We start from the raw sequence: 21,708 nt of genomic DNA, 5'->3' as shown, positions 1-21,708 counted from the left end.
GCTTGGTGACAAGGAAAGGCATGGCCAGCCAGCTTGCCGCCCCTGAACCGAACGCCACCCGGCCGCGCAAGCTGACCAAGCGCGGCGCCGATACGCGTGCGCGGATCCTGGAGGCGACGGTCCGCGTCATCGTTTCGTCGGGCTTCGCCGCGATGACGATCGAGCGCGTCATGGCCGAAAGCGGGATCAGCCGGGGATCGGTGCTGCACCAGTTCCCCAATCGCCTGGCGCTGGCCATCGCCACGGCCGAGCGCACGCTGCAGGTGGTGATCGCGCTGGCGGCCGATGCCGCCGCGGCCAAGCCCGATCCGTTCGAACGGCTGGCGAGCCACGCCGAAGTGATGTGGCAGGCGCATTCGAGCCCCGAAGGCCTCGCGCTCAACGAGATCGTCACCGCTGCCGGCTGGGACCGTGAGCTGGCCGAAGGCATCCGCCCGATCATCGAGGAAGTGGAAGCGGACATCCGCGTCCAGTTCGTGGAGATGGCGCGCGAGGCGGGGCTGCCCGATCCTGACGCCTTCGTGGCGCGCGGCTGGTGGCTGGTGGCGAGCGTGCGCGGCCTGGTGATCGAACACCGCCTGCTGCAGCCGCGCCCGATGATCGACGCCGCGCTCGAGGAAATGAAGGCGAGCCATCGCCGCTATTGCGAGGCCCAGCGCGACAAACTGGTCATGCTTGATTAGTTTGGGTTGACCGACTCCCCGCGCGGTGCCAGCTTGGCCCGTGCAAATGGCAACGCGGATCGCGCGTGCCCCGGGAGCAAGGAATGCGTTTCAAGGACAAGGTTGCGATCGCGACGGGCGGTGCATCGGGCATCGGCGCGGCGTTCGTGCGCCGGCTGCACGGCGAAGGTGCCAGCGTGATGATCGCCGACCTCGATGCAGAGAAGGGCGGCGCATTGGCGGTCGAACTGGGCGAGCGCGCGGCCTTCCGACAGGTCGACGTGTCTGACCCCGCCGCGATGGCCGCACTGGCGCAGGCGACGGCAGACACGTTCGGCGGGATCGACGTGCTGTTCAACAACGCCGGCATCGGCTGCTTCGGCGAAACGCCGGATCTCGACATCGAGCAGTGGAAGCGGGTGATCGCGATCAACCTCGACGCCGTGTTCTATGGCTCCAAGGCGGTGGTCCCGTTCATGCGCCAGCGCGGCGGCGGGGCGATCGTCAACACCGCCAGCGCTTCGGGCATGGCGGCCGACTATGCCTTCACCGCCTATAACGCGGCCAAGGCCGGCGTGATCAACTATACCCGCTGCCTCGCCATCGACCACGCCAGGGACGGCATCCGCGCCAATGCGATCTGCCCGGGGCCGGTCGACACGCCGCTGCTGGTGACCGGCGTCGATGCGATCCAGGGCTTGCGCGCCGACTGGGAACGCCGCGTGCCGATGAACCGCTTTGCCGATCCGGCCGAGATCGCCGCCGTCGCCGCGTTCCTGGCCAGCGACGATGCCAGTTATCTGACCGGTGCTTCGATCCCGGTCGACGGCGGCCTGACCGCCCACACCGGACAACCCGACCTTCGCCCGCTGATGGGCGCGTGATTGCCAAGGAGAGTGCCATGACCGACGAAACCGAAAAGGCGATGGCCGACGTCGCGCCGTTCAAGATCTATCGCGCGGCGCAGGCGGCGGATTTCAACGAGCTTGACCACATGGAATACGCAGGGCTCACCCCGATCATCGAGGCGGGCCTGGCAAAGGCGGGCGAGGTGACCAACAAGGATGCCGGCAACGTCGTCAAGGAACTGTTCTCGATGCCGGGAATGAGCCTGACCTACGCCTGGTTCAAGAGCGGCTTCCCTCTGCCGCTGCACACCCACAATGCCGATTGCCTGTACTACATCGTGGCGGGTTCGCTGAAGCTCGGCACCGAGGAGCTGGGGGCGGGCGATGGCTTCTTCGTGGGCAGCAACGTGCCCTATACCTACAAGCCGGGCCCGAACGGGGTGGAAGTGCTGGAATTCCGCACCGCGAACAAGTTCGACATCCGCTTCATGGGCAAGACCGAAAGCTACTGGAACAAGACCGCGCAGGCGCTGGCGGACAAGCAGGACGCGTGGGTGGGCGAACGCAAGCCCAGCGAAGTCGCAGGACAGATGGTTCCCGCCGAATGAGGGCGACGGGTTCCATGCGGGCCGTGGTTCGCCGCGGCCCGCGTCTTCTGGTCGACGACATTCCCGAGGCGGTGGCCGGCGAAGGCCAGATCCTGACCAAGGTGCTGTGCTGCGGCATCTGCGGGTCGGACCTGCACGCCGTGCACAGCCTGGAGCACACGGTCGAGATGGGGCGCCGCTCGGGCGCTTCGGACACGATCGATCCGGCGCAGGATCTGGTCATGGGCCACGAATTCTGCGCCGAGGTGCTGGAAAGCGGCCCGGGTACCGAAGGCAGGTTCAAGGCCGGGACGCGTGTGGTTTCGACGCCGTTCGCGTTCGGGCCGCAGGGCGGCGAGCTGATCGGCTTTTCGACGCGGTTCCGTGGCGCCTATGCCGAGCGGATGGTGCTGACCGAAGCGATGTGCCTTGAAGTACCCAACGGCATCGCCAGCGAAACCGCCGCGCTGACCGAACCGCTGGCGGTGGGGCTGCACGCGGTGAATGCCGCGCACCTTACCGACATATCGGTGGCGCTGGTGGTGGGCTGCGGTCCGATCGGTTTGGCCGTGATCGTTGCGTTGAAGCGGCGCGGCGTGGGGCCGGTGATCGCGGCGGACTTCAGCCCGGCGCGACGCGCGCTGGCCGAAAAGCTGGGCGCGGACGTGGTGCTCGATCCGGGCGCGGCTTCTCCGCACGGGCAATGGGAAGCGTTCGACGTGCCGCAGACGCTCGCCTCGATGGGGCAGGCGGCGCTTTCGGGCCGCACGATCCGCGATGCGGTGATCTTCGAATGCGTGGGCGTGCCCGGCATGCTGCAATCGCTGATCGAGCAGGCCCCGCCGACGGCGCATGTCGTGGTGGTGGGCGCGTGCCAGGAAGACGACCGCATCCTGCCGGTGATCGCGATCAACAAGCAGCTGCGCTTCAGCTTCGTGTTCGCCTACACCCCCGATGAATTCGCCGAAGTGCTTCACGCGCTGGGCGAGGGGGAGATAGACGGCGCGCCGTTCCTGACCGGCGAAGTTTCGCTCGACGATACGCCGGGTGCGTTCGAGCGGCTCGGTGCGCCGGGCGCGGACGTGAAGATCATGGTTCAGCCCTGGCGGTAGATCACCGGTACCGGCGGGGCTGAGGTTAAACGGGGCGCCTGCTCTCTCTCCAGCAGGCGCCCCGTACCCGTCTCCCAAGCGACGGGCCGGATAGCCAGGCGCACGCGCGTCCCTCAACCCGCGCGGCCGGCCCTCCGTTATGCAATGACTGCCCGTCAGGCGAAGGCAGGCTCCTCTCCCAGGACGCGGGTCGCGTGTTCGGGCGTGAAGGCTTCGGGCGGCAAAGCTTCGGGGCCTGCGAGGACCGCGGCGGCGTGCATCCCGATGGTCGGATCGACCGCGCCCATTTCGTGGTAGCGGTGGCGGCGCGCGCGGGCCTTTTCGTCGAACTCCATGTCGAGCGTCGCCTGGATGTAGGCGGTGAAGCGCAGGCGGCGCATGCGTTCGCGGCGCTCTTCCTCGTAGGGGCGGAAATCGGGCGCGGCGCCGGATGCCGTGTCTTTGAGGATGTCGCTCACCATGCGCACGTCGCGATAGGTGATCGACTGGCCGAGGCCGAGGATCGGGTCGTTCCAGCCGGCCGCGTCGCCTACCAGCACGCCGCCCTGCGCATGCGGCGCATCGACGACCGAGCTGTTGTTGTAATAGGCATAGAGCGGGCCGGCCGGGGTGCCGTCGGCGATGGCGTCGTTGTGCGGCGCGCTCTTCATGCGGAACGCGGCGAGGAACTTGTCCGCGCCGTCTGCCCCGGCAAAGCGCTTGGCCTGATCGAGCGCCCAGCCGCCGTAGACGCGCATCCGGGTGCCGCCCTGGGGGAAGGCGAGGAAGGCGAAATCGTCCTCGGTGCCGATCGCCTGGCGGGTATCGTTCCAGCCCTGCACGCCGTCGACGAGGAGCCCGGCGAACCAGTGGTGCGGCTTGTCCTGCACCAGCGCGCGGCCACAGGCCTTGCGCACCATCGACTGGCGGCCTTCGGCGCCGACAACGAGCGGGGCATGGGCGACATGCTCGACGCCCTCATGCACATAGGTGACGGACGGATCGGCGCCGAGCTGCACTTGCCTGACCTCGACCCCGCGCAGCGTGGTTGCGCCATCGTTGCCGGCCTTGTCGAACAAGGTCTGGCAGTGGACCGGGTGGCGCAGGCACAAGGGGCCGGCGACATCGGGCGCGAAGATGCCGAGGTCGATGGCCTTGGCTTCGGCTTCGCCCGGAGCGACGGTTTCATCGTAGGTGACGTGGCTGGTCAGGTGGTGGCCGCCTGCCGCCATCAGCGTGTCGTAAAGGCCGACGCGGCGGACTTCGGTCACGCCCCAGGGCGCGATCCATTCACCGCGGACGCGGTCTTCGTAGACCGTCGACTTTTCGAGCAGCAACACGTCCTTGCCGGCGCGGGCCATGACCGAGGCGAGGGCGGAGCCAGCAAGGCCGCCGCCCACGATAATAAGGTCGTGCCGGCTCATGCCGCCACCGCCGCGGCATAAGTGGCGCGCAGGGCTTTCTTGTCGGGCTTGCCCACCGCGGTCTGGGGGATGGCATCGACGAAGACGACGCGCTTGGGTGCCTGGACCGGGCCCTTGTGTTCGCGCACCAGCGCGATCAGCTCGCCGTCCTCGACCGTTTGGCCCGGGCGCAGCACGCACGCGGCCCAGACCGCTTCGCCCCACTTTTCGTCCGCAATGCCGAAGACCGAGACCTGCGCCACGGCAGGGTGCTGGGCGATCACGTTTTCCACTTCGCTGGGGAACACGTTGAAGCCGCCGGTGACGATCATGTCCTTCTTGCGATCGACGATGCGCAGGAAGCCGTCGGGGTCCTTCACCGCAACGTCGCCGGTGTGGAGCCAGCCGCCGGCCAGCGTTTCGCGGTTCTGCTCCTCGCGGTCGAGGTAGCCGTCCATGACCAGCGGGCCGCGCACGCAGATCTCGCCCGGTTCGCCATCGGGCACCGGCTGGTTGTCGTCGCCCAATAGCGCGACATCGACGTAGGGCACGGGGCGGCCGCACGAGGCGAGGCGCAGCGGGTTGTCGGGATCGTGTTCGCTGCGGCGCAGGATTGAGACGGTCATCGGCGCTTCGGCCTGGCCGTAGAACTGGAAGAACACCTTGCCCAGCCGCTCGATGCCTTCCTTGAGGCGCGCGGGGCTCATCAGCGAGGCGCCGTAGAAGATCGTCTCGAGGCTGGAGAGATCGTACTTGTCGAAATCGGGATGATCGAGCAGCGCGTAGATCATCGTCGGCACCAGCATGGTGCAGGTGATCTTGTACTTCTCGATGGCGGCGAGGACCGCGCCCGGCTCGAACGCGGGGAGCACGACCATCGTGCCGTGCTTGAGCAGCGTGGGGCCGAACAGCGAGCCGCCGGCGTGGCTCAGCGGCACGACGGCGAGGACGCGCGGTTCGATGGGCCATTCCCACTCGCTCATCATGATCGACAGCGCAGTGCCGCCAGTGCGCGGGTTGCCGGGGATCGCCTTGGGCTTGCCGGTGGTGCCGCCCGAATAGGACAGGCGGGTGATCGTGCCGGGGTCCATGACCGGAGGCACGAGCGGGCCCGGCGAATACTGGCGGGCGAGCGCGAGCAGGTCCTGGCCGCTTTCGCCGTGGCCGAGGCTGAGCACGACCTTGAGCCGATCGGTCCGCGCGGCGAGTTCTGCAGCGCGGCGCTCGAACTTTTTCGGGTCATAGAGCAGGACTTCTACGTTCGCGTCCTCGATGGCGAAGAGGTGGTCGTCGGCCGAGCCCATCGGGTGCATCGCGACGAGGCAGCCGCCGGCATAGCCGATGGCATTGTGCAGCAGCAGCACCTCGACCGAGTTGCCGGCGAGCAGCGCGATGCGCGTACCGTTGCCGATGCCGGCGGCGATCAGCGCCTGGGTCAGCTGGCTGGTGGTGTCGAGGATCTGGCCGCCGGTCCAGGCCGGTTCGCCCGCCAGTTCGACGATCGGCTTGTTGCGATCGCGTTCCAGCGCATTGAGGACGGCGTTGACCGGGTAGAGCGAAGGGTGGAGAAATTCGGTCACTGTGCGGCCTCCTTCATGCTTTCGAGCAGCGGGGCGATGAGGTTGGGATACCAGTTCTGCGCGGTGGCGCGGCCCAATGCGATGCCCTGCGCGATGGCCTGAGAGCCTTCGTCGGTGAAGTTGGGCAGGACGTAGAGATCGCCGTTCCCGATCGCGTCATAGACCATGCGGACCAGTTCGGCGCGGGGCAGGCCGTTGTCGACGGCGTCGCGCATCGATGCTTCGACGGCCGCCAGAACCGGGTTCGACAGGCGCTGGGCGACTTCGCCTTCGAGCGCGCCCGAGGTCTTTTCCGGGAACATGATCTTCGACTGCACCACGCCCGGCATCACCACGGTGACGCCGACATTGGGCACGCCTTGCGTCTGCAAATCGAGCCACAGCGCTTCGTTGAGCGCGAGAACGGCGTGCTTGGTCATCGAATAGGAGCAGAAGCCCGGATTGACCGTGATGCCCGCGCCCGACGAGACGGTAACGACGTGGCATTCATCGCCTTGCGCGATCATGCGTGGCACGAAGGCCTTGATGCCGTGGATCACCGAACGCTGGTTGACGCCGATCACCCAGTCGTACTGTTCAAGGCTGACGTCCCAGGTGACGCCCGCGGCAAACACGCCGGCGTTGTTGAACAGCACGTTGACCTTGCCGAAGCGGTCGACGGCGGCTTGCGCCAGCGCTTCGACGTCTTCGTACTTCGCAACGTCGCCCTTCACGCCGAGCACTTCGCCTTTGGCAGAGAGCGTCGCGACGGCTTCGGCGAGAGTGTCTTCGCGGATGTCCGAGATCACCACTGTCGCGCCGCGATCGAGCGCGCCTTCGGCCAGCGCATAGCCGATGCCCGATGCGCCGCCGGTGACGACGACGACCTTGCCCGAAAAGTCCTTCATCATGCCTTCTCCAGCACGTGGATGGCGCAGGCGGTGCCCATGCCGGGTCCTCCGCCGACGACGTGGGTGAGGCCGATCCGAGCCCCTTCGACCTGCCGTGCACCGGCCTTGCCGCGCAGGTGGGTGGCGACTTCGTAGATGTTGGCGATGCCGGTGGCGCCGAGCGGGTGGCCCTTGGACAGCAGGCCGCCCGACACATTGACCGGCACCCTGCCGCCCAAAGCGGTGACGCCTTCGTCGATCAGCCGGCCCGCTTCGCCATCGGCGCAGAGGCCGAGGTTTTCGTAGTGGACGAGTTCGGCGGTGGCGAAGCAATCGTGCAGTTCGACGAGGTTGACCTCGTCCGGACCGATGCCGGCGCGTTCGTAAGCGGACTTGGCGGCAAGGCGGGTGGCGGCGCTGAAGTCGGGCATCGCCATCTGCCGTTCGGCAAAGGGGTTCGAGCTCATTTCCGAGGCGCGGATGCGCACGGCGCGGTCCATCAGGCCGAGCCGGCGCACCTTGTCTTCGGCCATCAGCACCGCCGCGGCCGAGCCATCGACGTTTACCGAGCACATCAGCTTTGTGTTTGGGTACGCGATCATCTCCGCGCCCATCACTTCCTCAAGCGGCGTTTCCTTGCGGTACATCGACTTGGGGTTGAGCGTGGAGTGGTGGTGATTCTTGACCGACACCTTGGCGAATTGCTCGAACGTCGTGCCGTACTTGCGGGCGTGCTCGATGCCGATCTGCGCGAACATCGCGGGCATGGTGTAGGAGCCGACGAGGCCTTCGGGTGAAGGCCCGCCGCCAGTGCCGCCGAGCAGGCCCTTGCCCATCTGCTCGACGCCGACGGCAAGGACGGTGTCGTAGAGCCCGGCCTTGATCGCGATCCAGGCATCGCGGAACGCCGTGGCGCCGGTGGCGCAGGCGTTCGCGACGTTGACCACGGGAATGCCGGTCTGGCCGATCTCGGCCAGCATGCGCTGGCCGACCATGCCGTTGGCCTGACCGAGGTTGCCGCAATAGAGCGCTTGCATATCGCGGATAGAAAGACCCGCGTCATCCAGCGCCATCAGCGCGGCTTCGGCGGCAAGGCCGGGGACGGTGCGATCGGGGAAGCGGCCGAACCGGATCATGTCGATGCCGACAACGTAGACGTCGCTCATGCCGCTGCTCCTTGCGCGGGGACGAACAGATAGGTGAGGTAGGGCTTGTCCGCGCCCGCCGGGATCACCTCGCGGAAGACCATGCGCACCGGCATGTCGGGCGTGACCGCGTCCGGTTCGACATCGACCAGCGTGCCCTTGATGTGCGCGCCATCGTCGAGATCGACGATCACGTCGACGAACGGGGTGGCGACGCCGGGAAAGCTGCGGTGGACCACGGTCCAGGCCCAGACCTTACCCGTTTCCGCGAGGTGGACGTGCTCCATGGCATCGCGCGCGGTGCACTTGGCGCAGACGTCGCGGGTGCCGAGGTAGGTGTGGCCGCACGCCTTGCAGCGGCTGCCGGCGACATAGGGGTGCCCGTCGTTCGGCTCGATCACCGGCAGCAGGGGGCTGACAGCTTCGGTCGTGGTCATGCCGCATCCTCCGGCGTGGGCGCGTGCGCCGCCATGGCGAGGTGGATCGGCAAGACGGCTTCCGGGTTCCACGAGATGCGCTGGCCCACGGTGATGCCGCCATCGACGACGAGGTGCGTGCCGGTGACGAAGGCTGCATCCTCGCTGGCGAGGTAAAGCGCGGCGCCGGCGATGTCGGTCGGGGAACCGGCGCGACGCAGGGGCTGCATCTGCGTCGCGCCTTCGACCAGCGCAGCGGTCATCTGATCCGCCGCAGCCCGGTCGAGCCCCAAGGTCATGCCGAAGATCGGCGTCACGATCACGCCGGGGCAGATCGCGTTGACGCGGATGTTGTGCACGGCAAGGTCTGCTGCCGAGAGCTTCGAGAGGTGGATGACGCCGGCCTTGGCAACGCCGTAGGCGAGGCCCCAGCCGGCTTCGAGCCCGGCGATGGAAGCGATGTTGACCACCGCGCCGCCACCGCGCGCGATCATCAGCGGCGCTGCGTGCTTGGTGCCGAGCATGGGCGCGCGCAGCAGCAGGGCGTGGGTCTGGTCCCAGCCTTCGATGGTCATGTCGATCGAGCCCGCCGGGGTTCCGCCCGCGCCAGCGTTATTGACGAGAATGTCGAGTCCGCCGAATTCCGACGCGGCGGCGGCGCAGGCGGCGGCGATATCCGCCTCCTGCGTGACATCGCAGTGGCGATAGGCGACCTTACCAGGGAAGCGGGCCTGAAGATTGGCGCCTTTTTCGTCCTGAAGATCGGCGGCGAGCACCTGCGCGCCCTCTGCCACGAAGCGTTCGACGATGCCCAGGCCAATGCCCGAGCAGCCGCCGGTGACAAGCGCGACCTTGCCGGAAAGGCGGCCGATGGGGCGGTCGTTGCCTGCGGCCGTCATGCGACGGTCCTCGAAAGGTAGGCAGCTTCGTGGATCGCGTTGGCATACGAGCGCGGCGTGCGGGCATCGCCCACGACATGGACCGCGACCGGCTTGCCCATGAACGCGCGCTCCAGGCTGTTGTCGGCTTCGCGGCCCGAACAGATCACGATGGTGTCGGCTTCGATCCGGACCTCGCCATCGGCGCCTGCGAAGACGGCTTCGTTGCCCTCGATCGCCTTGAGCGCAAGGCCCGGTTCGGCGGCGAGCCCGGCATAGGCCATCATGCCCATGATCGCCCAGACGCGCGAGCCGATGTAGTTGGCGGGCGCATGGGCGGGGCCGGCCTCGACCAGGCGGACGTCGTGGCCACGCAGCTTGTAATCGATGGCGAGTTCGGCGCCTTCGGCCGCGCCGACGACGACCACGCGCTTGCCGATCGCGGGCGGATCGTCGCGGCGCATGGCTTCGTCGATGCGCAGGGCAAGGCCGCTGGAACGCGCTTCGGCAAGGCCCGGTACGTCGATGGCGATCGGCCTGGCGCCCGTGGCGACCACGACCACATCGGGGTTCTCGGCAAGGATCGTCGCGACGTCGGCATCGACGCCGCAGCGCACGTCGACCTTCGACTTGGCGATCATCTTGCGGTGGTAGGAAGGCTGATAGCGCAGCATCTCCATGTTGGGCAGACCGGGGTAGTTGCCCGCCCAGTCCATCGCGCCGCCGAGCGTTGCTGCCTTTTCGAACAGCACGACGTCATGGCCGATCTCGTCGGCGGTGAGCGCATATTCCATGCCGCCCGAGCCGCCACCGACGACCACGACCTTCTTCGGCCGGTTGGTGGGCACGATGCGGTATTCGTCCTCGCGCCCGAACACGGGGTTCTGCGCGGAACCCGCCCAACCCTTGCCGAAGATGTTGCCCTGGAGCAGCGAAGCGCCGGTGTGGGTGGACAGCCGGATCTCGTCCTCACGGCCCTGCATCATCTTGTTGGGGAAATCGGGATCGTCGAGCGAGAGGCGGCAGACGCCGGCGAAATCGGCCCCGGCTTCGTCGACCATCGTGCGCAGGTGATCCGGCGTGATGAGGTTGGCCGAGCCGATCAGCGGCATGTCGATGCCGCGCTTCTGCAGTTCGGCTCGCAGCTTCTGGATGTTGTCCTTGTTGACGACCTTGGGCGTGTAGAACGACGGGCCGATGAACTCGGTCGAATGGATGTCCGCCCGCCGGCTGGGCGCGCCGAGCATCGAGCCGAAGGTGCAGTCGAGCACTGAAATCCCGAGCGCATGGAGGCGCGGGGCATAATGTTCGGCGAAGTATTCGATGTCGTATCCGCCTTCGAGGTTTTCGTCGCAGCACAGGCGCGGGATCAGCGGGAAGTCCTTGCCGCACAGCTCCTGCGTGCGCTCGATGATCGCCTCGCACATGTAGAAGCGGTCGGCATACTTGTCGGTGCGGCCCTGATTGGCGAGCAGCGACAGGTTGGTGTGCGGCAGCGAGCCGTGGCAGAAGTGGAACGACAGGAAGTCGAACCCGGCTTCCTTGGCGCGACGGCCTGCCTGTGCGAAGCTTTCCACGATATCGTCGTAGACTTCGGTCGGCACGACGCCGCTTTCCGGGTTGCCGATCACGTACTTGTTGCTGGGGCCCCAGGCGACGGTGCCCGGGATCCAGCCCTTGCCCGCTTCGAGCGGCACGGTGGTGCCAAGGCCGGGGATGAGCCCGCCGTAGAACAGCTGGATGCCGGCGAGCGAGCCGTTGTTCTTGATCTCCGCGACGGTGTCGCGGAATTCGATGACATAGTCTTCGTCATAGAGGCCGAGCATGCGTTCGTTGATGAGGCCATCGCGCCGCACGCAGGTCGCTCCGACGATCGTCGCGGCATAGCCGCCCTTGGCCAGCGAGCCATAGGCCGCGGCGAGGCGGCGCGTGGCGTAGCCTTGCGGATCGGACATGTTGAGCGTGGTCGGAACGTGGATCAGGCGGTTCTTGAACGTCAGACCCTTCGCCTCGAAGGGTTCGAACAGCTTGCTCATGGTCATCCTTTCCCGGCGCCGCGTTTTGGTCTAGCGGTCGTCCCATCCTCTAAGTCATGTGACTTAATTGCACGATTAACTACAGGCCGGCGCAGTGCAAGTCAATTCGGTTCAGGCGGTCGACGAAGGCGAGAGCGATACTTCGCGCCTGCTGCTCAGGACGGCGCGCAAGTTGTTCGCAGAGCGCGGAATCCGGGCGGTGACGGTGCGCGAGATCGCGCGCGAGGCGGGGCAACGCAACCAGGGCGCGGTCGCCTATCACTTCGGCACCAAGGACGCGCTGGTCGAACGTATCCTCGTGGACGGGGCGCAGCGAATCGAAGCGCGACGCCATGCGTTCCTGACGGAGCTGGAAGCGGCCGGTGGCCCGCGCACGGTGCGCGAGGCGGTTGCGGCGGTGATCGTGCCATCGGTAGCCTTCGCCGACGAGGACGAGGAGCACGGATCGTACTTCAACCGCTTCCTGATGCGGCTGGCGCTCTATGATCCGGGGCTGATCGACCGCACGCTGGCTGGGCGCTACAACGCCGGATACCAGCGCTGCCTGACGCACTTGCGTCGCCTGCTGGCGCACCTGCCGCGCGAAACGCAGAGCCGGCGCTTCGGCTTCTTCGGCAGCTACATTTCTGCGTTGCTGGCAGAGCGCGAGGCGGTTCTTGCCGAAGGCCTCGCAGAACGGCGGCGCTGGCGTTCGGACAAGGCGCTGGACGACCTTATCGTGACGGCTGCGGCCTTGCTTGAGGCTCGATGACCGAAATGTGTTCGCGCCAACAAGGCGGTTCCATTTCTCTCCATTTTGGTTGAGTAAGCCGCCCGATTATGGAGCCATCGGCTCCGGTTCGGGGGGCTGAAACATGTTTGCAAGGCTGCAATGCCTGCTTAACCGTCATGCGCCGCAGCGCAATGCCGTCGAATGGGACGGCCGGGACTTTGTCAGCCATTGCCGTCATTGCGAAATTCCGGTCCGGCGCATTCGCAAGCGTCGCTGGGCGCGCGCGCGCGCCGAGGTCCAGCGTAGGAGCAGCGACAGCGCGACCTGACGGGCAGCGGGCGCGTGCGCCGTTACCCAAAGGCCAGCCCCCAAGTGTCAGGCGGCGGTGCGTCGCTTGAAGAAGGCGATTACGTCCTGCTCCACCTGGCGCGTGGCGCTGCCCGGTTCATCGACCAGATGCCAGGTCAGCACCGAGTGCGGTGCAATGGGCGCATTCGGGTTGGCGTCGGTGTCGGGCAATTCAACGGTGACGCAGCGATCGCCGAAGGTTTCCTTGAGCATCGCAAAGCGTGCATCGGGGACATAGCCGTCGCTCGGAAAGCGCAGTGCCATCATGGTGAGGTCTTCTTCCTTGAGTCGCCGCTTGGCGCAGGCGATCTCTTCGGCGCTGGCGTCGATCCGCGCGGCGCCCTTGCGGCCCAGCGGCAGCGAGGGCTGCGACAGCACGGGGGCGACGACCGACGGCTCGGTCATCATGGCAAGCGCAAATCCACCGGTGAAGCACATGCCGACCGCGCCGACGCCGCGTCCGCCGCATTCGCCGTGCGCCTTGCGGGCCAGCGCGCGCAGCCAGTCGACGATCGGGCTGGACCTGCCGTTGGCCCAGACGTTGAATTCGCGCCGCACGCAGATCGACCATAGCATCTGGCCCATCGTGTAGCGCCGCGAAGGGGTGCGGCCATCTTCGCCGAACAGGCTTGGGCAATAGACGGTCATGCCCTGATCCGCCACGCGATTGGCGAAACGCAGCACCTGCGGGTGCAGGTTGGGCATTTCGTGCATGACGATGACGGCGGGGCCGGTGCCCTTGCGCCAGACGCGGCGGGTCCATGGACCATCGGTGAAATCAAAGGCGTCGTAGCCTGCGAAAGCCTCGGGATTCTGCATGATCTTCCCCCCCGCATCCGGCCGCGACTGTGACGCGTTCGCACCTGTCTGGCAATCGAGGGATTGCTCCACACAAGAGGTTTGCAATTCAGCACCTTGTGCCTAAACCCGGTTGCATGCGTAACATTGTTCGTCCGGCTCTCGCCGTTTTCGCCGCAGCGCCCGCTGTCCTGTCCGCTTCCGCGATGGCCGCGCCGGCCATGCCCGTGGCGCCCGCAGCACCCGCCGATACGGTCGCCTGGGACATCGTTTCGGGGCTGACCACCGAGATCGGCCAGCGGCTGGCCGGTAGCGAGGCCGAAGCCCGCGCACGGGCGTGGGGATCGCAGAAGCTGCAGGCACTGGGCTTTCGCAACGTGAAGGTCGAGCCGTTCACCATCCGCGGCTATCAGCGCGGGGTGGACAAGGCGCGGATCACCAGCCCCGTGCCGCAGATGCTGGCGGTGACGGCGTTGGGGTACAGCGGCGCGACACCCGACAAGGGGATCGAGGGCGAGCTGGTCTATTTTCCGACGCTTGCCGCGCTGAAGGCGGCTCCGGCGGGATCGCTCGCCGGCAAGATCGCGTTCATCGACCATGCCATGCGCGCGGCACAGGACGGATCGGGCTACGGGCCCTACGGCCAGGTTCGTCGCGAAGGGCCGACCGTCGCTGCGCAGAAGGGAGCGTTGGCAGTGGTCATCCGTTCGGTCGGCACCGACAGCCATCGCAATCCCCATACCGGCGTGACGAGCTGGGGCGCAGGCGTGAAGCCGATCCCGGCGGGCGCGGTGTCCAACCCCGACGCCGACCTGATCGGCAGGCTGGCGAAGCTGGGCAAGCCGGTGACCATCGCGCTGACCCTGACCGGCAAGACGGTCGAGGGGCTGCCTTCGGGCAATGTGGTGGCCGACTTGCCGGGCCGCGATCCTTCGCTGCCGCCGGTGCTGGTGGGCTGCCATCTCGACAGCTGGGATCTTGGCACCGGGGCGATCGACGACGCATCAGGCTGCGCCATCGTCACCGCCGCGGCCCTGCGCGCACAAGCGGCGGGGCAGACATTGCGCACGATCCGCGTGCTGTGGGCGGGCAGCGAGGAGCTGGGCGGCTTTGGCGGGGAAGCCTATGCCAAGGCGCATGCCGAGCCGCACGCACTGGCGATGGAGAGCGACTTCGGTGCCGACCGGGTCTGGCGCGTGCAGACGCGCTTCGCACCCGCTGACAAGCCGCTGGCCGACAGCATCGTCGCCGCGCTCGGCACGATGGGCATCGTCGCAGGGCGCGGCACGGCGGGCGGCGGGACGGACGTGGAGCCGGTGATCGCGGCGCAGAAGCTGGCGGTGGTCGACATGGGCCAGGATGGCACCCACTACTTCGATCTGCACCACACGCCCGACGATACGCTCGACAAGATCGATCCTGCCGCGCTGGAGCAGAACGTCGCTGCATGGACGCAAGTGCTGGGGATCGTGGCCAATGCGCCGGCGATCGCCAGTGCCAACCCGCCCGAATAGCCGGGACCTTTACAAGGGCACGCAGGACGGACCGATCAGGCCTCGGCGAATTCCACCACGGTGGTGACCCCGCCGAGGTTTTCCACCTGCATCTTGCCGCCCAGCTGGGTGACGAAGCCCTGGATGATCGCGGTGCCGAGCCCGCGGCGCGGCTGCGGCGGCTGCGTCGCTTCGGGCAGGCCAACGCCATTGTCGGCAACGATCAGGCGCAGGCGGCCTTCGCCGGCGCGCTCGATCGTGACGCGAACCGCCGGGGCGGAATGGCCATCGAACGCATGCTTGAAGCTGTTGCCGAGCAGTTCGGTGATGAGCAGGACCAGCGTCATAAGCCGGCCGACTTCCAGCCGTGCATCGGCAACATCGATATAGAGCTGCACGTGATCGGCCGAGCCGACGACGCGGGCATGTTCGGCAGCGCGGCGGATCTGTTGGGACAGCGGCAGGTTGAGCGAGACCGGATCGTACAGTTGGCGGTGGATCTCGCCCATCAGTTCGATCCGGGCATTGGCCCGGTCGATCGCATCGAGCGCGGTGTGCGGATCGGCGGCGATCTGGCGGCGTTGCAACCGCAGCATGGCCGCCACGGTGGCCAGATTGTTGGCCACGCGGTGCTGCAGTTCCTTGAACAGTAGACGTTCGCGCTCGGCAGCCAGCGTCAGGCGGATCTCGTTGTCTTCAAGCTGGCGCTGACGGTGGACCAGGCCGTCGATCAGCATGATGTCGACGGCAACGACAAAGGCGTAGAACAGCATGGCCGTGGCCACGCCCGAATTGACCCCGAAGCTGTAGAGCGGGGGGACGAAGAAGTACCAAGCAGCGAGGCCGCTGAGCACTCCGCAGACGATGCCCGGACCACGTCCGGCAAGGAACGTGGCAAGGATCACCGCGGGGAAGAACGTCAGGAACGGAAATCCCGGCGGAAGCAGATGGTCGGCTGCAAAGCGCACGGCAGAGCCGGCGATGAAAAGCGCGATCCCGGCAGCATATCGGGGAACCGTGCCGCGAATGGGCTGGAACAACTGGCGCGGCAGAATGGACATGTTGCTTGGCAACCTGCCCGTGAATTGTTGCCTTTGCAACTGCGGCAAGGCCCGGTCCGGCGGTAGCGCGCGCTTCCGCCGTCCGGGCCTTGTCGTTTTGCGCAATCGCGTGGTGCGCTACGATCAGATCCGTTCGATGATCAGCGCCGGCGCCATGCCGCCCGCCGCGCACATCGTGATCAGGCCGTAACGGCCGCCGGTCCGCTCCAGTTCGTCGAGCGCCGTGCCGATCAGCATCGAGCCGGTCGCGCCGATCGGGTGGCCCAACGCCATCGCGCCGCCGTTCGGGTTGACCTTGGTGCGGTCGAGCTTGAGGTCGCGAATGAACTTTTCGGCTACGACGGCGAAAGCCTCGTTGATTTCCCAGTGGTCGATGTCCTCGACCTTGAGACCGGCCTTTTCGAGCACCTTCTTGGCAGCAGGGACCGGCGCGTTGAGCATCAGCGTCGGATCATCGCCCTGGTTGGCGTAGGCAACGATGCGGCCGCGCGCCTTGAGACCGTGCTTTTCGGCGTATTCCGGCGACGTGATCAGCAGCGCGGCGGCGCCATCGACGACGCCCGAGCTGTTGCCGGCGTGGTGCACGCCCTTCCAGTTGAGGTCGGGGTAGCGACGCTGGATCTGCTTGCGGAAGGTGAAGCCGTTGCCCTGATCGAAATCGGCGATACCGTCGAAGCTGGCCTTGAGCGAGGCGAGGCCTTCGGCGGTGGTTTCGGGGCGGGGGAACTCTTCCTTGTCGAGTGCCACGGTGCCGTCGGGATTGTAGACGGTGACCAGCGACTTGTCGAAGCGGCCTTCGCGGATGGCGCGATCGGCGCGTTCCTGGCTGACGAGGGCGAGCGCGTCGAGTTCTTCACGGGTGATGCCTTCGAGCGCAGCGATCGCGTCGCCGCAGACGCCCTGGTGCGACTGCGGGTGGATCGCGTCGAGCTCGGGGTTGCCCGAGCCCATGCCGAGCGGACGGATGCCGGCGTTGGCCTGCTCCGCGCCGTAGGCGGCAGTGAAGCTCATCATTTCGGTGCCGCCGGCGATGACGCAGTCTTCCATGCCCGACATGACGGCCGCCGCGGCCAGGTTCACCGAGGTGATGCCGCCGCCGCAAAAGCGGTCGAGCGTGGTGCCCGAGGCGGTGATGTCGTAACCGGCGGCCAGCGCGGACATGCGGCCGAGGTCGCCACCCTGCTTGCCGACCTGCGACGAAGTCGACCAGATGATGTCGTCGACGGTCGAGGTGTCGAGGTTGTTGCGGTCCTTGATCGCCTTGAGGCAGGTCGCGGCAAGATGCTGCGGGTGAAGGTGCGACAGCGCGCCCTTGCCGGGCTTGCCGATGCCGCGCGGGGTGCGCACGGCGTCGATGATATAGGCTTCGGCCATGGTTCTCTCCTCAACAGTCCGGCGAGACCCCCCTCTGGGGTCCGGCTCTGAGTCCCGGTTGTTTAAACGAGCGATTAAAGGGTGGACCCGCCTTACGCAAGGGTAAAGCTGCACGCCCGGCGCACTCGACAGCAGGCCTTTGCTGCCCTTATGAAAACCGGCCGCCATACGAAGGAATTGCGCGATGTCCGATGCAGCCCTGCTCGATAAGGCCCATGCCCTGTCCGACAAGATCGTGGCGCTGCGCCGCGCGATCCATGCCGAGCCGGAACTGGGGCTGCACACACCGCTGACGCGCGACAAGGTGCGGGCGGCGCTGGCGCACCTGCCGCTGACTTGGCGGGAAGGGCCTTCGACCACCGGGCTTGTGGCAACGCTGGAAGGTGGGGCGGGGCCGGGCCGCACGGTGTTGCTGCGCGGCGACATGGACGCGCTGCCGATGCCCGAGGAGACGGGGCTGCCGTTTGCCTCCACCATCGCCGGGCGGATGCACGCCTGCGGGCACGACACGCACACCGCCATGCTGGCGGGCGCCGCCGAGGTGCTCTGCGCGATGCGCGAAAAGATCGCCGGGCGGGTGCAGTTCATGTTCCAGCCGGGCGAGGAAGGCCATCATGGCGCGCGCTTCATGCTCGACGACGGGCTGATCGATCCGCTGCCGGATGCCGCCTTTGCCCTGCACATCATGCCCGACAGCCCGCACGGGCTCGTCGCCGGGCGGACCGGAGCCCTGCTCGCCTCGGCCGATCAGTTCGCCATCACGGTCGAAGGACGCGGCGGCCACGCCTCGATGCCGCACCAGACGCGCGATCCCGTGCCGGTCGCCTGCGAGATCGTCGGCGCGATCCAGGCGATGGTCACGCGCAAGTTCGCCGTCTCCGACCCGGTGGTGGTGACCGTCGCCAGGATCGAGGCGGGCACGGCACACAACGTCATCGCCAACCGCGCGGTGCTGACCGGCACGATGCGCACCCTGTCACCCGGCAACCGCGACCGCCTGCCAGCCGAACTCGAGCGGCTGGCCACGCACATCGCCGCAGCCCACGACATGACGGCAAGCGTGCGGATCGAGCGCGGCTTCCCCGTGACGGTCTGCGACGAGCGCGCGGTGGCGCTGGGCGAAGCGGTGACGCAAGATCTTGTCGGGGAGGGCCGGTTCGTCCGCCTCGCGCATCCGATCATGGGGGCCGAGGACTTCTCCTACGTGCTGGAAAAGGCGCCGGGGGCGATGTTCTTCCTGGGCGTCAGCCACGAAGGCGACGACTGGCGCCAATGCTGCGGCATTCATTCGACCCGGATGATGGTGGATGAGAGCGTCATGCCGCTGGGTACCGCGCTGCTGGCAGGTTGCGCGGTCCGCTTTCTGGAAAAGGGGTTTTCATGATCTGGTTTGGTGGGCAGTTGCCCGATGAGGCGTATCTTCGTGACAGCTTTGGCCGGGGCATGCCCGGCTTTCTGGATGTGGAGTTCGTCTCCGTCGACGAAGGCGCGCTGACGATCCGCATGCCGGTCAACGAGAAGGTCCACCAGCCGTTCGGAAGGCTGCATGGCGGTGCTTCGGTGGTGCTGGCCGAGACGGCCGGCTCGGTTGCTGCGGCGTTCTGTGTCGATCCGTCGCAATTCGCCTGCGTCGGCATGGAGATCAACGCCAACCACATCCGTCCGGTGCGTGACGGGTTCGTCTATGCAAGGGCCAGCGCGGAGGCGATCGGCCGAACCACGCACGTCTGGTCCATCCGCATCACCGATGAAGCAGAGCGGTTGGTCTGCGTCTCGCGGTTGACGGTTGCGGTGATCCCGATCGATCGAAAGTGATGAAATCTCTGCCCTTCGGGGCACCCGGTGCGAATTTCGATGTTTTTAATCAGGATGAGGGAACCTGACGCGCGCCATGGACATTGACGCGCAAGGGGCTTGCCGCGTGCATCTTAGACGAAAGACCAGGAACCTTCATTGCCAACACATCGGGAAGATCAGGCGCATCGGGCGTATGACGACAGCCCCGACCGCTTTCGCGCCAGTCATCCCGGAGATTCCTTCTCCGGCGCGTCTGGTGTGCTGTTCGAACAGGCCATGGCGCAGACCCGCATGGCCATCTGCCTTTGCGATCCTTACACCGAGGATCAGCCGATCGTTTTCGCCAACCGTGCCTTCCGCGATCTGACTGGCTACGACGAAAGCGAAACGGTCGGGCGTAACTGCCGCTTCCTGCAAGGACCCGGCACCGACCCCGCGGCCGTAGCGCGCATCCGTGCGGCTCTGGCGCAGGAGGACGTCGTCGTCGTCGAGATCCTGAATTACCGCAAGAACGGCGAGGCGTTCTGGAACGCGCTGCATCTTGGGCCGATCTACGATCACCAAGGGCGGCTGCTCTACTTTTTCGGCAGCCAGTGGGACGTATCGGACGTGCGCGCCGCCCGTGCGGACGAGCGCCATGCCCGTGAACTGGCGCGCGAACTGTCGCACCGGATGAAGAACATGTTCGCGGTCATCGGCGGCATCGTCAATTTCACTGGCCGCGCGCGCGGAATCGAGACCGAAGCGCGCGAGATCAACGACCGCATCCAGGCGCTGGGCCGCGCCTACGAGACGACGCTGGACGAAGCTTCGTCCGGGTCGATCGAGGTGGGCCAGGCGATCCGTTCGGTACTGGGACCCTATGATCCCGAAGGCCAGCGCATCCGCTTCGAAGGCAACGGGCTTCGCAGCGATTTTTCCGCGGTATCGGTGCTGGGGCTGTCGCTTCACGAGCTTGCCGCCAATGCGGTGAAGCATGGCGCGCTGAGTGTTCCTGCCGGCAACGTCACCGTGCGCTGGACCCGCAATGGCGGCGCGGAGCACCCCACGATCGTGATCGACTGGATCGAGGAGGGCGGGCCCAACGTGGACATCGCGGGCGTGACGATGAGCCCGAAGGCCGGGAGCATCGTCGATCGCATGCTGGGCATGGCACGCGGCAACATCGAGCGTGAGTGGCGGCCGCAGGGGCTGCGCGCGACGCTGCGATTGCCGCTGCGCGAGGAGGTGGGATGAGCGACTTGCCGTGTCAGGTTCTGGTGCTGGACGACGAGCCGTTGATCCTTCTCGATCTCGAATTCGCGGTTGAAGATGCAGGGTGCGTGCCGCTGACAGCACTCGAAGCGGACGAGGCGCTGGAGATCGTCGCGGCCGAGGAGATTTCCGCCGCGATCCTTGACGTCTCGCTTGGCCAGGGACGTACCTGCGAGCCTGTTGCCCGGGCGCTGGCCGCGATGGGCATCCCATATGTCCTGCACACCGGCGACCTCGACCGGATGGACGAGGCCGTGCGCGAACTGGGCGGCGTGCTTGTGCCCAAGCCGACGCCTGCAGCGGTCGTGGTGTCACGCGCGCTGCAGGGTCTGATCGCGCAACAGCGCCGCGCCGGTTAGGGGCGAGCAGGCAGCTTCAGCATCGCCGCGATTGCGCCCAGCATATCGCGTGAAAAGGCCTTGGCGATCCGTGCTTCGGCGATGACGTTGAAGGCATGGATCGCGCCCGGGTAGCTGTGCAGTTCGACCGGCACGCCCGCATCGACCAGCCGCCGCGCGTAATCGAGGTTTTCGTCGAAGAACAGGTCGAGACTGCCGGTGCCGATCCAGGTTGGCGCAAGGCCCGACAGGTCCTCGCCCAGGCTCGGCGAGAACCAGCCCTTGCGATCGTCATCGACCGCGTAGTCGCCGCGCAGCGCTTCCCAGCCGAAGCGGTTGGACTGCCGGGTCCAGATGAATTCGCCCGTGGTACGGTTGCTCCAGCGGCAATCGTCACTGCCGGTGCGGTGGTCGATCATCGGATAGACAAGGATCTGCGCGGCCAGCGCCGGCCCGCCCAGGTCCCGCGTCATCTGCGCGACACTCGCGGCGAGCCCGCCGCCCGCGCTTTCACCCACCACGCCGAGACGGCTGGCATCGACACCCAACGCGTCGGCTTCCGCCGCGAGCCACTTGAGCGCGGCAAAGCAATCCTCCTGCGGCCCCGGAAACGGCGTTTCGGGCGCCAGCCGGTATTCGACCGAGGCCACCGGAATGCCGAGCGCCTTCGCCATGCCCGACGGGCCAGCCATCATCGCCTTGGCAGAGCCCATGATCATTCCGCCGCCGTGGATGTGAAGCAGCGCAGGGCGATCGCGCGCGCCCGGATCGGGATCGTACCAGTAGATGTCCAGATCGCCACCGGGACCTTCAATGCGCTTGATCTCGGGTTCGACCTGCGGCGTGCCGAGCGCGGCGTAGCTCGCTGCTGCAGCCTCCCGCATGGCCGGCAGCAGTTCACGCGTGAACGGCACGGCGCGGCCGAGCGCATCGAGCAGCGGCAGCGTCTCGGGATCGACGAGATGGATGGTATCGCGCTGTTCTGTCATATTTCCTCTCCAACCTCGGCTTGTTCTTG

Annotated in this window: 22 protein-coding genes; 11 read left to right on the top strand and 11 right to left on the bottom strand. The window is 66.9% G+C overall.

Features of this window, described 5'->3' with window-relative positions; all coding sequences use genetic code 11:
* Nucleotides 1–20 precede the first annotated feature (20 nt).
* The 4 genes from AACH40_RS12945 (at nucleotide 21) to AACH40_RS12930 (ending at nucleotide 3,209) form a co-directional block, all read left to right on the top strand.
* Complete coding sequence (locus AACH40_RS12945) at nucleotides 21–683, top strand: TetR/AcrR family transcriptional regulator (protein ID WP_169491894.1); 663 nt, start codon at nucleotides 21–23, stop codon at nucleotides 681–683.
* Nucleotides 684–766: 83 nt separating this feature from the next.
* On the top strand, nucleotides 767–1,546 hold the full coding sequence (locus AACH40_RS12940) for an SDR family NAD(P)-dependent oxidoreductase (RefSeq protein ID WP_338642772.1): 780 nt from the start codon (nucleotides 767–769) through the stop codon (nucleotides 1,544–1,546).
* 17 nt (nucleotides 1,547–1,563) lie between these two features.
* Nucleotides 1,564–2,118: a cupin domain-containing protein gene (locus AACH40_RS12935; protein WP_240959277.1), complete on the top strand. Its 555-nt coding sequence runs from the start codon at nucleotides 1,564–1,566 to the stop codon at nucleotides 2,116–2,118.
* Between the two features lie 14 nt (nucleotides 2,119–2,132).
* Nucleotides 2,133–3,209 carry a zinc-binding dehydrogenase gene (locus AACH40_RS12930; protein ID WP_338642771.1) on the top strand — a complete coding sequence of 359 codons (1,077 nt, stop codon included), beginning with the start codon at nucleotides 2,133–2,135 and terminating at the stop codon, nucleotides 3,207–3,209.
* Nucleotides 3,210–3,364: 155 nt separating this feature from the next.
* Here AACH40_RS12930 and AACH40_RS12925 read toward each other — a convergent pair whose 3' ends face one another.
* Genes AACH40_RS12925 through AACH40_RS12895 form a run of 7 tightly spaced genes read right to left on the bottom strand, consistent with a single transcriptional unit; the run spans nucleotide 3,365 to nucleotide 11,515 of the window.
* Nucleotides 3,365–4,612, bottom strand: coding sequence for an NAD(P)/FAD-dependent oxidoreductase (locus AACH40_RS12925; RefSeq protein WP_338642770.1), 1,248 nt, complete (start codon nucleotides 4,610–4,612; stop codon nucleotides 3,365–3,367).
* Nucleotides 4,609–6,171, bottom strand: a complete 1,563-nt coding sequence (locus AACH40_RS12920) for an AMP-binding protein (RefSeq protein ID WP_338642769.1) — start codon at nucleotides 6,169–6,171, stop codon at nucleotides 4,609–4,611. Before AACH40_RS12920 ends, AACH40_RS12925 begins: the two co-directional genes overlap by 4 nt.
* On the bottom strand, nucleotides 6,168–7,061 hold the full coding sequence (locus AACH40_RS12915) for an SDR family NAD(P)-dependent oxidoreductase (protein ID WP_338642768.1): 894 nt from the start codon (nucleotides 7,059–7,061) through the stop codon (nucleotides 6,168–6,170). The genes AACH40_RS12920 and AACH40_RS12915 overlap by 4 nt, the downstream gene beginning before the upstream one ends.
* Nucleotides 7,058–8,206, bottom strand: coding sequence for a thiolase family protein (locus AACH40_RS12910; protein WP_338642767.1), 1,149 nt, complete (start codon nucleotides 8,204–8,206; stop codon nucleotides 7,058–7,060). Before AACH40_RS12910 ends, AACH40_RS12915 begins: the two co-directional genes overlap by 4 nt.
* Nucleotides 8,203–8,622 (bottom strand): Zn-ribbon domain-containing OB-fold protein, encoded by a 420-nt coding sequence (locus AACH40_RS12905; RefSeq protein ID WP_338642766.1) that lies wholly within the window; start codon nucleotides 8,620–8,622, stop codon nucleotides 8,203–8,205. Before AACH40_RS12905 ends, AACH40_RS12910 begins: the two co-directional genes overlap by 4 nt.
* Nucleotides 8,619–9,500, bottom strand: a complete 882-nt coding sequence (locus AACH40_RS12900) for a glucose 1-dehydrogenase (RefSeq protein WP_338642765.1) — start codon at nucleotides 9,498–9,500, stop codon at nucleotides 8,619–8,621. The genes AACH40_RS12905 and AACH40_RS12900 overlap by 4 nt, the downstream gene beginning before the upstream one ends.
* Complete coding sequence (locus AACH40_RS12895; RefSeq protein WP_338642764.1) at nucleotides 9,497–11,515, bottom strand: FAD-dependent oxidoreductase; 2,019 nt, start codon at nucleotides 11,513–11,515, stop codon at nucleotides 9,497–9,499. The genes AACH40_RS12900 and AACH40_RS12895 overlap by 4 nt, the downstream gene beginning before the upstream one ends.
* A 94-nt stretch (nucleotides 11,516–11,609) precedes the next feature.
* Here AACH40_RS12895 and AACH40_RS12890 point away from each other — a divergent pair, with 94 nt between their 5' ends.
* Complete coding sequence (locus AACH40_RS12890; RefSeq protein WP_338642763.1) at nucleotides 11,610–12,266, top strand: TetR family transcriptional regulator; 657 nt, start codon at nucleotides 11,610–11,612, stop codon at nucleotides 12,264–12,266.
* 103 nt (nucleotides 12,267–12,369) lie between these two features.
* The gene (locus AACH40_RS12885; RefSeq protein WP_169491905.1) at nucleotides 12,370–12,555 is read left to right on the top strand and encodes a hypothetical protein; all 186 of its coding nucleotides are present in this window, start codon (nucleotides 12,370–12,372) and stop codon (nucleotides 12,553–12,555) included.
* Between the two features lie 47 nt (nucleotides 12,556–12,602).
* Here AACH40_RS12885 and AACH40_RS12880 read toward each other — a convergent pair whose 3' ends face one another.
* Nucleotides 12,603–13,394, bottom strand: a complete 792-nt coding sequence (locus AACH40_RS12880) for a dienelactone hydrolase family protein (RefSeq protein WP_338642762.1) — start codon at nucleotides 13,392–13,394, stop codon at nucleotides 12,603–12,605.
* A 116-nt stretch (nucleotides 13,395–13,510) separates the two neighbouring features.
* Between AACH40_RS12880 and AACH40_RS12875 the strand changes: the two genes are divergently transcribed.
* Complete coding sequence (locus AACH40_RS12875; RefSeq protein WP_422394857.1) at nucleotides 13,511–14,887, top strand: M28 family peptidase; 1,377 nt, start codon at nucleotides 13,511–13,513, stop codon at nucleotides 14,885–14,887.
* Between the two features lie 35 nt (nucleotides 14,888–14,922).
* On the opposite strand, the gene AACH40_RS12870 is transcribed toward AACH40_RS12875, so the two are convergent.
* Nucleotides 14,923–15,927 (bottom strand): sensor histidine kinase, encoded by a 1,005-nt coding sequence (locus AACH40_RS12870; protein ID WP_338642761.1) that lies wholly within the window; start codon nucleotides 15,925–15,927, stop codon nucleotides 14,923–14,925.
* A gap of 123 nt (nucleotides 15,928–16,050) precedes the next feature.
* The gene (locus AACH40_RS12865) at nucleotides 16,051–17,301 is read right to left on the bottom strand and encodes an acetyl-CoA C-acetyltransferase (protein WP_169491908.1); all 1,251 of its coding nucleotides are present in this window, start codon (nucleotides 17,299–17,301) and stop codon (nucleotides 16,051–16,053) included.
* 184 nt (nucleotides 17,302–17,485) lie between these two features.
* Between AACH40_RS12865 and AACH40_RS12860 the strand changes: the two genes are divergently transcribed.
* The 4 genes from AACH40_RS12860 to AACH40_RS12845 all read left to right on the top strand — a co-directional run bounded on the left by AACH40_RS12860 (nucleotide 17,486) and on the right by AACH40_RS12845 (nucleotide 20,711).
* Entirely contained in the window at nucleotides 17,486–18,685 is a 1,200-nt protein-coding gene (locus AACH40_RS12860) for a M20 family metallopeptidase (protein WP_338642760.1), read from the top strand.
* Nucleotides 18,682–19,116: a hotdog fold thioesterase gene (locus AACH40_RS12855; RefSeq protein ID WP_338642759.1), complete on the top strand. Its 435-nt coding sequence runs from the start codon at nucleotides 18,682–18,684 to the stop codon at nucleotides 19,114–19,116. The genes AACH40_RS12860 and AACH40_RS12855 overlap by 4 nt, the downstream gene beginning before the upstream one ends.
* Before the next feature lie 138 nt (nucleotides 19,117–19,254).
* On the top strand, nucleotides 19,255–20,334 hold the full coding sequence (locus AACH40_RS12850) for a PAS domain-containing protein (protein ID WP_169491911.1): 1,080 nt from the start codon (nucleotides 19,255–19,257) through the stop codon (nucleotides 20,332–20,334).
* Nucleotides 20,331–20,711, top strand: coding sequence for a response regulator (locus AACH40_RS12845; RefSeq protein WP_169491912.1), 381 nt, complete (start codon nucleotides 20,331–20,333; stop codon nucleotides 20,709–20,711). The genes AACH40_RS12850 and AACH40_RS12845 overlap by 4 nt, the downstream gene beginning before the upstream one ends.
* Here the strand turns inward: AACH40_RS12845 and AACH40_RS12840 are convergent.
* Complete coding sequence (locus AACH40_RS12840) at nucleotides 20,708–21,679, bottom strand: alpha/beta hydrolase (RefSeq protein ID WP_338642758.1); 972 nt, start codon at nucleotides 21,677–21,679, stop codon at nucleotides 20,708–20,710. The two genes, AACH40_RS12845 and AACH40_RS12840, sit on opposite strands and share 4 nt — an antisense overlap.
* Nucleotides 21,680–21,708 lie beyond the last annotated feature (29 nt).

Origin of the sequence: Novosphingobium olei (genome assembly GCF_037076535.1) — a bacterium.
GTDB lineage: Bacteria > Pseudomonadota > Alphaproteobacteria > Sphingomonadales > Sphingomonadaceae > Novosphingobium > Novosphingobium olei.
The sequence above is the reverse complement of the archived record's forward strand: the minus strand, read 5'-3'. Positions and strand labels throughout refer to the sequence as shown.

What these genes read in the sequence shown, in the direction of transcription:
- AACH40_RS12945 (WP_169491894.1), top strand. Translation starts at nt 21, where the DNA reads ATGGCCAGCCAGCTTGCCGCCCCTGAACCGAACGCCACCCGGCCGCGC.
- AACH40_RS12940 (WP_338642772.1), top strand. Translation starts at nt 767, where the DNA reads ATGCGTTTCAAGGACAAGGTTGCGATCGCGACGGGCGGTGCATCGGGC.
- AACH40_RS12935 (WP_240959277.1), top strand. Translation starts at nt 1,564, where the DNA reads ATGACCGACGAAACCGAAAAGGCGATGGCCGACGTCGCGCCGTTCAAG.
- AACH40_RS12930 (WP_338642771.1), top strand. Translation starts at nt 2,133, where the DNA reads ATGCGGGCCGTGGTTCGCCGCGGCCCGCGTCTTCTGGTCGACGACATT.
- AACH40_RS12925 (WP_338642770.1), bottom strand. Translation starts at nt 4,612, where the DNA reads ATGAGCCGGCACGACCTTATTATCGTGGGCGGCGGCCTTGCTGGCTCC.
- AACH40_RS12915 (WP_338642768.1), bottom strand. Translation starts at nt 7,061, where the DNA reads ATGATGAAGGACTTTTCGGGCAAGGTCGTCGTCGTCACCGGCGGCGCA.
- AACH40_RS12910 (WP_338642767.1), bottom strand. Translation starts at nt 8,206, where the DNA reads ATGAGCGACGTCTACGTTGTCGGCATCGACATGATCCGGTTCGGCCGC.
- AACH40_RS12905 (WP_338642766.1), bottom strand. Translation starts at nt 8,622, where the DNA reads ATGACCACGACCGAAGCTGTCAGCCCCCTGCTGCCGGTGATCGAGCCG.
- AACH40_RS12900 (WP_338642765.1), bottom strand. Translation starts at nt 9,500, where the DNA reads ATGACGGCCGCAGGCAACGACCGCCCCATCGGCCGCCTTTCCGGCAAG.
- AACH40_RS12895 (WP_338642764.1), bottom strand. Translation starts at nt 11,515, where the DNA reads ATGAGCAAGCTGTTCGAACCCTTCGAGGCGAAGGGTCTGACGTTCAAG.
- AACH40_RS12885 (WP_169491905.1), top strand. Translation starts at nt 12,370, where the DNA reads ATGTTTGCAAGGCTGCAATGCCTGCTTAACCGTCATGCGCCGCAGCGC.
- AACH40_RS12880 (WP_338642762.1), bottom strand. Translation starts at nt 13,394, where the DNA reads ATGCAGAATCCCGAGGCTTTCGCAGGCTACGACGCCTTTGATTTCACC.
- AACH40_RS12875 (WP_422394857.1), top strand. Translation starts at nt 13,511, where the DNA reads ATGCGTAACATTGTTCGTCCGGCTCTCGCCGTTTTCGCCGCAGCGCCC.
- AACH40_RS12870 (WP_338642761.1), bottom strand. Translation starts at nt 15,927, where the DNA reads ATGTCCATTCTGCCGCGCCAGTTGTTCCAGCCCATTCGCGGCACGGTT.
- AACH40_RS12865 (WP_169491908.1), bottom strand. Translation starts at nt 17,301, where the DNA reads ATGGCCGAAGCCTATATCATCGACGCCGTGCGCACCCCGCGCGGCATC.
- AACH40_RS12860 (WP_338642760.1), top strand. Translation starts at nt 17,486, where the DNA reads ATGTCCGATGCAGCCCTGCTCGATAAGGCCCATGCCCTGTCCGACAAG.
- AACH40_RS12855 (WP_338642759.1), top strand. Translation starts at nt 18,682, where the DNA reads ATGATCTGGTTTGGTGGGCAGTTGCCCGATGAGGCGTATCTTCGTGAC.
- AACH40_RS12845 (WP_169491912.1), top strand. Translation starts at nt 20,331, where the DNA reads ATGAGCGACTTGCCGTGTCAGGTTCTGGTGCTGGACGACGAGCCGTTG.
- AACH40_RS12840 (WP_338642758.1), bottom strand. Translation starts at nt 21,679, where the DNA reads ATGACAGAACAGCGCGATACCATCCATCTCGTCGATCCCGAGACGCTG.